A 9,881-nucleotide genomic window follows, 5' to 3' on the forward strand; every position below is an offset into this window, starting at 1 on the left:
AGGCTTCGACGGCAACCAGGAATGGGGCGGTCTGATCCTGCACGGCTACGGTAACCACAACCAGTGCACCGCCGGCACGGCCTGCAACATCGACGCGGAAGGTGAATCCGGTTTCGCCGGTGGCTTCACGCCCGATGACGACAGTGGCGTGCTGCGCTACGTGATCGTGGCCGAAGGCGGCTTCGAATTCGCCGTCGGTAACGAAATCAACGGTATCTCCTTCGTGGGCGTGGGTTCCGGTACCACCGTCGAGTACATCCAGGTGCATGGCAACTTTGACGATGGCGTCGAGTTCTACGGCGGTGCCGTGAACGCCAAGTACGTTGTACTGACGGCCAACGGTGACGAGTCGCTGGACTGGGACGAAGGCTACGTCGGCAACATCCAGTACCTGCTGGCCGTGCAGGCTGCGGATGAAGGTGACTACTGCGTCGAAGCCGATACCGAAGGTGCGGCCTCCCCGCTGTCGATCCCGACCATCGCCAACGCCACGTTCGTCTGTGACGGTGACCCGGAAGATGCCGGTTTCCGCCTGAAGGCGGGCACCGGTGGCTTCTTCCACCACACCATCATCGACGTCGATGCCACCGCCGGCACACCGGACGTGTGCATGGAAGTGGAAGGCATGGCCGCTCAGCAGAACGCCACGGCCAACCCGCCTGCGCTGGATATCAACCAGTTCATCTGTGACGCCGCCACGTTCGAGACCGATGCGACGAACCAGACGAACAACATCCAGACGGCTCCGGTGAGCACGATGGATCCGGCGCTGAACGCGCTGTACGCCGCCACGCTGGCCGCTGCCAACGGCATCACGCCGACGGACTTCGCGGCCTTCAATGCGAGCAACAGCAACAGCACCGCGATTCCGGACTTCCTCGATCAGACCGATTACATCGGCGCGGTCGATCCGGATGCCACCTCCGCGTGGTGGGAAGGCTGGACGCTTCCGGGCACGCTCTGATCTTGATCTGACAGCAGATCATTGATCCCAGTGAGGGAAAGCGGCATTGGCAGGGATGCGGCCGCTTTTCCTCACTTCTTTCGTTGCGGGTGATGATGGCCGGATGAGAGAAGAACGATTGCCGGTGGGGGCAACTGGTGCGCCTGCGGCAAGGCTCTTGATCTCACCGGATTCATGGATTTTTAACTTCCCGAGTGTCAGGCTCGCAGGCTTCCACCGCTTGGCCAAAATGGCCGCGTAGGTGGTGGAGGCGAGCGCCGGCAAGATTGAGGCGTACTCGGGAGACTTGCGTGGACGGTGACTTCCCGCCGCATGCGCTGAACCAATAACTGGATGAGGAAGAAGTGATGAAGGATTCCTCCGGGATCGACTGGTTGCGGTCGACCGCGTTGGCGCTTGGATGTGTGGCCGCGTTCGGCGTGTCCGCGCAATCGCTGAACAGCGTGGTCAGCGAGGGCAAGGCCAAAGCCGAAGAAGGGCGCAAGTCGCAGGAGAAGATCGACGGCATTGTCGAGGCCAAGCAGGAAAAGCTCATCACCTACCGCGCGCTGCTGAAGCAGGTCGAGGGCCTCGAGCAGTACAACAAGCAGCTGTCGACCCAGATCGAGACGCAGGAAGCACTGATCTCGCGCTTCGATGCCTCGATCGATCAGGTTGCGCAGATCGAGCGACAGATGCTGCCGCTGATCACCCGGATGACCGACGCGCTGACCGATTTCGTCGAAATCGACTTGCCGTTCCATGAGACCGAGCGTCTGGAACGCATCGCTTTCGTGCAGGACAGCGTGCAGAAACCCGATCTGAACGTGGCGGAGAAGTTCCGCCAGGTCCTCGAGGCCTACCAGATCGAGAATGACTACGGCCGCAAGATCGACACCTACCAGGACATCATCACGATCGATGGTGACGAGAAGGAGGTCGACGTGCTTCGCGTCGGGCGTGTCGCCCTGGTCGCGCAGACACGCGATGCGGCCACCACCGTGGCGTGGAACCACGATGAGAAAGCCTGGAAGAAGCTGGATGCCGGTACCTACCGGAACAGCATTCGCGAAGGCATCAAGATGTCCAAGAAGCAGGCGTCCATCGATCTGGTGACCCTGCCCATTCCCGCCCCTGTCGCAGCGGAGACGGAATAATGGCCAAGCGCACCATGAAACGCTGGGTATCGGTTGCCGCAGTGGCCGTGATCGCCGCGGGACCCCTCACGCAGGCGGCGGCGCAGGACGATGATCTGTCCATGCGCGAACTGCTGAGGGAAGTGAAGGAAGGCCGTTCGAAGGCGCGGGAGGAAAACCGCAAGCGCGAGCAGGCGTTCCTGGCGGACAAGGCGGAGCAGGATCGGTTGATCCGTGAGGCCGAGCAGCGCATCGCTCAACTGGAACGCCAGTCCGACAGCCTTGAGAAGACCTTCAACTCCAACGAACTGAAGGTCGAGGAGAAGCGGGCGCAGCGTGACGAGCGCCTGGGCTCGCTGAAGGAGTTGTTCGGTCATCTGACCGGTACCGCGGGCGATCTTCGCGCGCGGCTGCGCAACTCCATTACCAGCAGCCAGTTCTCCGGCCGTCAGGCGTTTCTTGATGAGCTGATCAAGAAGATGAACGACGACACCGATCTGCCGACGGTGGAAGAGATCGAGCAGCTCTGGTTCGAACTGCACCGTGAGATGACCGAGTCCGCATCGGTGGCCAAGTACCCGACCAAGGTCGGTACGACGCAGGATCGCGAGATCGTGCGCATTGGCCTGTTCAATCTCGTCTCCGACGGCGACTACCTGTCGTGGGATGAAGGCACGCAGGCCGTTTCGGTGCTGCCGCGTCAGCCGCAGGGTTATGGCGGCGGGGCCCGCAGCCTGCAATCGGCCCAGTCCGGTTTCACCCCGGTGGGCATTGACCCGACCGGAGCGGCGGGCGGTGGCTACCTCAAGGCGCTGATCAACTCACCGACGACGATCGAGCGCTGGCACCAGGGCAAGCTGGTCGGCTACGTCATCACCGGTGTGGGCATCTTCGGTTTGCTGATCGCGTTGTGGCGCTTCGCGGCGTTGTGGATGCTGTCCGCGCAGGTGGGCAAGCAGCGCAAGTCCGGCGAGGCGTCGGAGGGCAATCCGCTGGGTCGGATCATGAAGGTTGGTCAGGAGCATGCCAACGACGATGTCGAGACGCTGGAGCTGAAGCTCGGCGAAGCGATCATCAAGGAGCGCCCGGCCATCCATCGCGGGTTGCCGATGATCAAGATCATTTCCATGGTGGCGCCGCTGATGGGGCTGCTCGGGACCGTGACCGGGATGATCATCGTGTTCCAGGCGATCACGATCTACGGTGCCGGAGATCCCAAGGCCATGGCTGGCGGTATCTCCAGCGCGCTGATCACCACGGTGCTGGGTCTGATCGTCGCGATCCCGATGATGCTGCTGCACGCCATGCTGTTCGCACGGGCCAAGCGCATTCTGCACGTGCTGGAAGAGCAGAGTGCCGGCATCGTGGCCGAACGCGCCGGTCGGTAGTCTCGGGAGCGACTGACTCGTGCTGCTGCTACTCGACGCCCAGGAGGCCATCGCCAATTTCTTCGGATCGGGCGGTATCGTCCTGGTCCTGATTGCGGTGCTGACCTTCGTCATGTGGGTGCTGCTGTTCGAGCGCTTCGCCTACTGCATGTTCTTCTTCAGGCGGGATCTGGGCGATGCGCTCAAGGCCTGGGACCAGCGGGCGGACAAATCCTCGTGGTACGGGAACGCCGTGCGGGTGAAGCTGATCTCGGAGATGCGGGTCAAGATCGAACAGAACCTGCGCCTGATCAAGATACTCATCGCGCTGTGCCCAATGTTCGGCCTGCTCGGCACCGTCACCGGGATGATCGAGGTGTTCACGGTTCTGTCGATCACCGGCGGCGGGGACGCCCGTTCCATGGCGGGCGGTGTTTCGCGCGCGACCATTCCGACCATGGCCGGCATGGTCGCGGCGCTGTCCGGCCTGTTCGCCAACATCTATCTGAATCAGTTGATCAGCCAACGGCGGGCGCGCGTGGATGCGCAGCTCGAGCCGGTGCACTGATCGGAGGCTAAAACGATGGCACGTTCATTTTCGTCACAGGATGACGCCGAAGACGAGGGCAATGTCGATCTCACGCCGATGCTCGACGTGGTCTTCATCATGCTCATCTTCTTCATCGTGACGGCGACCTTCGTCAAGGAGACCGGTGTCGAGGTCAACCGGCCGCAGGCGAACACGGCGGAGCAGAAGAACAATCCGTCGGTGCTGATCGCGATTCGTGACGACAACAGCATCTGGATCGACCAGCGTCGCGTGGACATCCGCTCCGTCCGGGCGAATGTCGAGCGTTTGCACGCCGAGAATCCCGAAGGTGGTGTCGTGATTCAGGCGGACGAGCTGGCGTCGGTGAAGACCTTCACCGAAGTGCTGGATCAGGCCCGCGAGGTGGTGCCGCCTGAGAAGGTGTCGCTGGCCACCGAAAACCGCTGATCACCGGAGGCTTCGATGCAGGGCGTCATCCGCACACTGCTGGTTGCTCCACCGGCGTTACTGATCACCGCAGCGCTGATCCTGATCATGGTGTCGCTGATCGAGTTCGCCGACCGCGAACTGGACAAGTCGCCGGTGGTCAAGCTGCCGGACATCGTCATGCCCGACGAGGAGATCCAGCGCCAGCGCTCGGTGGAAAAGCCCGAAAAACCCGAACTGGATGACACCCCGCCGCCGGAAGTGCCGGAGCAGGCCTTCGATCAGATCGACGGCAACGCGACGGTCGGCCAGCTGGGTGCGCCCAGTGAAGTGGCAACGGATTTGGACCTGAGCATCGGCGCGGGCCTGTCGGCGAGCGACGGCGAGTATCTGCCGATCGTCAAGGTGGCGCCGCGCTATCCGCGGGCGGCGATGAGCCGGGGGCTCGAGGGTTACGTCATTCTGGAATACACCGTGACCAAGTCGGGCACCGTGCGTGATCCCGTGGTTGTCGAGTCGAGCAGTTCGATTTTCGAGAGAGCCGCGATCGACTCGGCGAGCCGCTACAAGTACAAGCCGCGCGTGGTTGATGGCGAGCCGATCGAAAGCCATGGCGTACGGACTCGCATCACCTTCCAGTTGCAGAAGTAGCCGGCAATGACCATGTCTCGCACGAAGTTCCGAATTGCCGCCGCCATGCTCGGTGGCTGCGTCGCATTTGCCGCGCACGCACAGCAGGGCGCCATTGATGCGAGAACCTTCGATGCCCTGACCAAGGCTCAGGAGCTGGCGGAGGCCAATCGGTTCAACGAAGCCATCGCCGAGCTGGACAAGCTCAAGGGCAGCGACCGCCTGAACAGCTACGCCAAGTCGCAGCTGTGGAATTTCTACGCGTTCATCTACGCGAACCAGGAAAAGTACAACGAGGCGATTTCCGCTTACCGCAACGTATTGCGCGAGCCCGATGCGACGGATGGTCTCAAGCAGCAGGCCAAGTACACGATTGCCCAGTTGTACTTCCAGACCGAGCAGTACGATCAGTGCATCCGGTTCATGGAGTCGTGGCTGAGCGAGATCGACCAGCCGACGCCCACCGCGCACATCATGCTGGCCCAGGCGTATTACCAGCAGGAGAATTACGACAAGGCGCTGACCAACCTCGACAAGGCGATTGCGCTGGAGAAGGCTGAAGGCAAGCCGGTCCAGGAATCCTGGCTGCGGCTGAAGGCGGCCCTCTACTACGCCAAGAAGGACTACGCCAAGACCGCCGAGGTCTACGAGGAGTTGATCAGTATCGACCCCGCCGTCGGCTACATGAAGCAGCTGGCCGGCATGTACAGCGAGCTGGGTCGCGACGCCGACCGCCTGGCCGTTTACGACGCCGTTTACCAGCACGGTTCGCTGAAGTCCGAGAACGAGGTGCTCAACCTGGCCTACATGTGGCTCGGACAGGAAGTCCCCTATCAGGCCGGCCGGATCATCGAGGATGCCATCAAGGCCGGACAGGTCGAAGAGACCAACAAGAATCTGGAGACCCTGGCTAACGCCTGGGCGCAGGCCAACGAACGGGACAAGGCCGTCCCCGCGCTGACCCGCGCCGCCGAGATCAGTGGTGACGGCATCTTCATGGCGCGACTGGCCGGCGTGCATTTCAATGCCGGTGAGTACAAGCAAGCCGCCGCCGCCGCCGCCCGGGCGGATCAGATGGGCGGCCTGAAGAATGCCGCGGGCAACCGTCTGCTGCTGGGCATGGCCCACTTCAACGCCAAGGATTACGAAGACGCGTTGCAGGCGTTCCGCCGCGCCAAGCAGGACCGCTCCACCTTCAAGGCGGCCGCGAAGTGGGAAGAACATACGCTTGCCGAAATTCGTCGTCTGCGGGCCATCGAAGAAGCCCAGAAGGCGCTGGAGCAGCGCACCCGCGAGGCGCTGGAAGCCGACGAGAACAACATCGACGCGATCGATCTCGGGACCTCATCCCGATGAGCAGACGTCGTTTTGCGCCCCGGCGGGCGTGAAAGCGGCATGGTCTGTGCTGACCGCCCTCCGAGCTGGACTGATCATCCGCCGCAGCGCCTGCGCTGTCGGTTGTCATGGGGAATTCGGGAGAGAGCGGCATGTGGGAGCGGGCAGGGACGCTGGCGGGCGTTGGCGTGGGGATCGGCGTGGGCGTATTCGTGCTCATGCAATTCAATCAGATGCAGCGGCCGGCACCGCCGCCGGCGTCCGGCAAGACCATCGCGTCAAGCGTTGCGCGTCTTCAGGCCCGAGCAGATCTGCTGAGGGCGCGAGGCACCGTCCCCGAGGGTGCCTTCAGGCAGGCTGTCGCCACCCGCAAAGCCCTGCTGGATCGTCAAAAGGTCGTCCCCAACGCTGATGGGCAGTGGGAACCCTATGGCATCGGCGAACTCATCGATGGCGACATGCGCCAGGCGGGCCGCGTGGACAACTTTGCCTATGATCCGGACAACCATCGCCTGTTCGCGGCGGTGGGAACGGGCGGCATCTGGATGAGCGAGGCCGTGGACGGTGATGTGACCACACTGGCCGACCACTGGGTTTCCGTGGGCGACAGCTTGCCCAGCCAGGTGAATGGTGCGGTGGTCTGGACGCCGGCCGGGGGCGGCACGCTCATCGCCGCGGGCGGCGAGTCGGCGATGGGCAATACCGGGTACATGGGGCTGGGCACGTTCTGGAGCGATGATCTGGGAGCGTCGTGGCACCAGTCCGCGGGCTTCCCGGACGGTGCGCAGGTCTACAACGCCGACCTGGATCCCTCCGACCCGAATATCGTCTACGTGGCGTCGACCAAGGGGCTGTTCCGCTCCGATGACGCCGGTCGCAGTTTCACCAACCTGCGTCTGCCAACGGCGCCGGGTTGCGAGGGTGTGGAGGAATTCGGCAGCGTTTGCCAGTTCGCGAATTTCGTCACCGACGTGGTCGTCCAGCACCCGGGTGGTGCGACCGGCATCGTCTGCGGCGACAGTGGGTGTCCGGTGCTTGCCGCGGTCGGTTGGCGTAGCGGACAGAAGCTGTTCGAGGATGGCAATCCGCAGGGCGTGGGCAATGGCTTGTACCGCTCGGTTGACGGCACTGCGGGCAGCTTCGAGCGTCTGCACGTGTCCGCCGAACGAATCGAGGATCCGACCGCCTTCCACCCGGAAGATCGTCTCGGGCGCATCGAGCTGGGTGTGGCGACCGGGCCGGAACAGGATCACGGCTACGTTTACGCGCTGGTGCAGGACTCGGTGAACTTCAACGAGGGTTTGTCGCTGCTGGGCGAGCCACTGGACGATGTCACCCGCCTGCCGCTGACGACCGCGGTCGGTGGTCTTTATGTATCGCCTGATTTTGGTGACAGCTGGACCCGCATGGCGGACCCCATCGAGATCGGCGGCCTGTCGGGCAGCTTCAGTTTTCTGGCCGGTGTCCAGGCCTGGTACAACGAATGGGTCGAGGTTGACCCCACGCGACAGCTCAACGGCATTCCGACGCGCATGACGTTCGGCCTGGAGGAGGTGTTCCAGAACCGGACGGAGAGTCTGCCCGTGCCCCTGAACGGGGCATTGCAGCTGGGCCCGGCCGATTTCGAGGTGATCGGTCAGTACTCGGCGATAACCGCGCCCACGACCACCCATCCCGACCAGCATGCCGGACTGTACATTCCCACCGGCGATGGTGGTGTCTGCCTGTTCGTCGGCAATGACGGCGGGGTTTACAAGCAATGCGTCGGCGATGGCGAGCGCATGAACAACCGCGGTTGGGGCACGGGCGCCAGCACCGGCATGTACACCCTGCTGCCCTATGGTCTGGCGGTCGCGAAGGACGGGACCGTGTGGTGGGGGCTTCAGGACAACGGCAGCGGTCATATCGAACCGGACACCCGTGAGCAGATCATGGACTTCGGCGCGGACGGGTTCTACGCGGAGGTCGATCCCGACAACTCCGACATCAGCTACACGGAGTCCCAGAACGGCGGGCTGCGTCGCACGACCAATCGTGGCCAGAGTTCCAGCAGCATCGCGCCGCCTTATACCGAGGTGAACTTCGCCAACTGGTTCGTCATGGACCCGCTGGATGCACAGCACATGGTGACGGCGGCGCAGGAAATCTTCGAAACCCTCGAGGCCCAGACCGTGACCAGCGGTGGCTGGATCGAGGTGTTCAATCTGGGCAACAACAGCGTGACCGGTGCGCCGAACACCACCACATCCCTGCGAACCATTGGCGACTACACCTATGCCGGGTTCTGCGGCAGCTGTGGTCACACTGGCGATACCCTGCCATTCCAGAACGGCATCGCCACGAATGTCGCAGGGGATGCGCCGGCGCTGGCCGGGACCAGCGATGGCTGGCACTTCACCGAGGCAGCGGGGCTGGACAATCGCAAGATCACCGGCATCGATTTCGATCCCGAGCATCCGGAGGTGGTCTACGTCACCATCGCCGGCTATGTCGCCAATATCATCCCGCCGGGGCATTACCTGGACACCAATCCGAATCTCGGCACCGGCAACGTGTTCAAGTCGATCGATGCCGGCGAGACCTTTGTCGATATCTCCGGCAACCTTCCGCGCGTCGAGGCGGATACGGTCGTCATCCGCAATGGTCAGCTCATCATCGGGACGGATATCGGTGCCTTCATTTCCAGCGATCTGGACGGCAGTGAGTGGGCCCCGCTGGGCACCGGGCTGCCAAATGTGCCGGTGAACTACCTGCGTTTGCGTCCTGGCGCGGAGTACGAGCTGTTCGCTGCCACCTTCGGTCGCGGCATCTGGCGCTACACCTTCCCGGACGGAGACGTCGTTGAGCCGCCCGATGTCGGGCCGTCGGGTGGTGCGGGCGGAGCATTGGGCTGGATGTGGCTCCTGCCATGGCTGGTGCTTGGCCTGTGGCGTCGGCGCGGAGCGGCGCCGAGGCTCTGAGCGGGGACGGGTTCCGGGGTATCGTTGACGGACATTCGCGGCGGGCGCAGGCATGCCGGAATACCCGGACCTCACGGTTTACCTGGAGTGCCTCGAGCCCAGGGCCCTGAATCAACGCCTGTCCGCGCTGCGGCTGGGCAGTCCGTTCGTGTTGCGGACGGTGGAGCCGTCTCCGGCCGAGTTCGCAGGACAAACGCTGATCCGTACGGCGAGGGCCGGCAAGCGTCTGGTGCTGGTGTTCGATGGTGGATTCAGCGCGGTGATCCTCCTGATGCTGCTGGGCCGCCTGCACTGGAAGCCTACCGGGTCAAGGCTGCCCAAGGGCAGCGGACTGGCGGCCTTCGAGTTCGACACGGGTAGTCTGCAGCTGGTCGAATCCGGCAAGAAGCGGCGCGCATCAATTCACCTGTTCGCCAGCGAGGCGGAGGCGCTGGACGCGCATCGCGGTGGGCTCGAAGTCTTCGATTCGGATTTCGAATCTTTCTCGGGGCGGTTGCGCGAACAGCGGCACACGCTCAAGCGCGCGCTGACCGA

9 protein-coding genes and 1 pseudogene are annotated in these 9,881 nt (G+C 63.3%); 9 read left to right on the forward strand and 1 reads right to left on the reverse strand.

The features are described from left to right. Positions 1 to 964: pseudogene (locus ABNS06_RS03135) on the forward strand (hypothetical protein); the annotation flags it as partial. Between the two features lie 18 nt (positions 965 to 982). Here the strand turns inward: ABNS06_RS03135 and ABNS06_RS03140 are convergent. Beyond that, entirely contained in the window at positions 983 to 1,228 is a 246-nt protein-coding gene (locus ABNS06_RS03140; RefSeq protein WP_348672513.1) for a hypothetical protein, read from the reverse strand. Positions 1,229 to 1,311: 83 nt separating this feature from the next. On the opposite strand from ABNS06_RS03140, the gene ABNS06_RS03145 reads away from it, so the two are divergent. From ABNS06_RS03145 to ABNS06_RS03180, 8 genes are all read left to right on the forward strand, one after another. Further along, entirely contained in the window at positions 1,312 to 2,100 is a 789-nt protein-coding gene (locus tag ABNS06_RS03145; RefSeq protein ID WP_348672514.1) for a DUF3450 domain-containing protein, read from the forward strand. After that, entirely contained in the window at positions 2,100 to 3,467 is a 1,368-nt protein-coding gene (locus ABNS06_RS03150; protein ID WP_348672515.1) for a MotA/TolQ/ExbB proton channel family protein, read from the forward strand. The genes ABNS06_RS03145 and ABNS06_RS03150 overlap by 1 nt, the downstream gene beginning before the upstream one ends. 19 nt (positions 3,468 to 3,486) lie before the next feature. Then, the gene (locus tag ABNS06_RS03155; RefSeq protein WP_348672516.1) at positions 3,487 to 4,014 is read left to right on the forward strand and encodes a MotA/TolQ/ExbB proton channel family protein; all 528 of its coding nucleotides are present in this window, start codon (positions 3,487 to 3,489) and stop codon (positions 4,012 to 4,014) included. 15 nt (positions 4,015 to 4,029) lie between these two features. Beyond that, positions 4,030 to 4,443, forward strand: coding sequence for a biopolymer transporter ExbD (locus tag ABNS06_RS03160; RefSeq protein ID WP_348672517.1), 414 nt, complete (start codon positions 4,030 to 4,032; stop codon positions 4,441 to 4,443). A 15-nt stretch (positions 4,444 to 4,458) separates the two neighbouring features. Then, positions 4,459 to 5,073 (forward strand): energy transducer TonB, encoded by a 615-nt coding sequence (locus ABNS06_RS03165; RefSeq protein WP_348672518.1) that lies wholly within the window; start codon positions 4,459 to 4,461, stop codon positions 5,071 to 5,073. A gap of 12 nt (positions 5,074 to 5,085) precedes the next feature. After that, entirely contained in the window at positions 5,086 to 6,408 is a 1,323-nt protein-coding gene (locus ABNS06_RS03170; protein ID WP_348672519.1) for a tetratricopeptide repeat protein, read from the forward strand. A 131-nt stretch (positions 6,409 to 6,539) separates the two neighbouring features. After that, positions 6,540 to 9,347, forward strand: coding sequence for a hypothetical protein (locus ABNS06_RS03175; RefSeq protein ID WP_348672520.1), 2,808 nt, complete (start codon positions 6,540 to 6,542; stop codon positions 9,345 to 9,347). A gap of 52 nt (positions 9,348 to 9,399) precedes the next feature. Then, a partial coding sequence (locus tag ABNS06_RS03180; RefSeq protein WP_348672521.1) for a DNA-formamidopyrimidine glycosylase family protein occupies positions 9,400 to 9,881 on the forward strand: 482 nt, incomplete at its 3' end.

The organism is uncultured Abyssibacter sp. (genome assembly GCF_964000955.1).
GTDB lineage: Bacteria > Pseudomonadota > Gammaproteobacteria > Nevskiales > OUC007 > Abyssibacter.

Coding starts and splice junctions, on each gene's coding strand:
- ABNS06_RS03150 (WP_348672515.1), top strand. CDS start 2,100: ATGGCCAAGCGCACCATGAAACGCTGGGTATCGGTTGCCGCAGTGGCC.
- ABNS06_RS03175 (WP_348672520.1), top strand. CDS start 6,540: ATGTGGGAGCGGGCAGGGACGCTGGCGGGCGTTGGCGTGGGGATCGGC.
- ABNS06_RS03165 (WP_348672518.1), top strand. CDS start 4,459: ATGCAGGGCGTCATCCGCACACTGCTGGTTGCTCCACCGGCGTTACTG.
- ABNS06_RS03170 (WP_348672519.1), top strand. CDS start 5,086: ATGTCTCGCACGAAGTTCCGAATTGCCGCCGCCATGCTCGGTGGCTGC.
- ABNS06_RS03160 (WP_348672517.1), top strand. CDS start 4,030: ATGGCACGTTCATTTTCGTCACAGGATGACGCCGAAGACGAGGGCAAT.
- ABNS06_RS03145 (WP_348672514.1), top strand. CDS start 1,312: ATGAAGGATTCCTCCGGGATCGACTGGTTGCGGTCGACCGCGTTGGCG.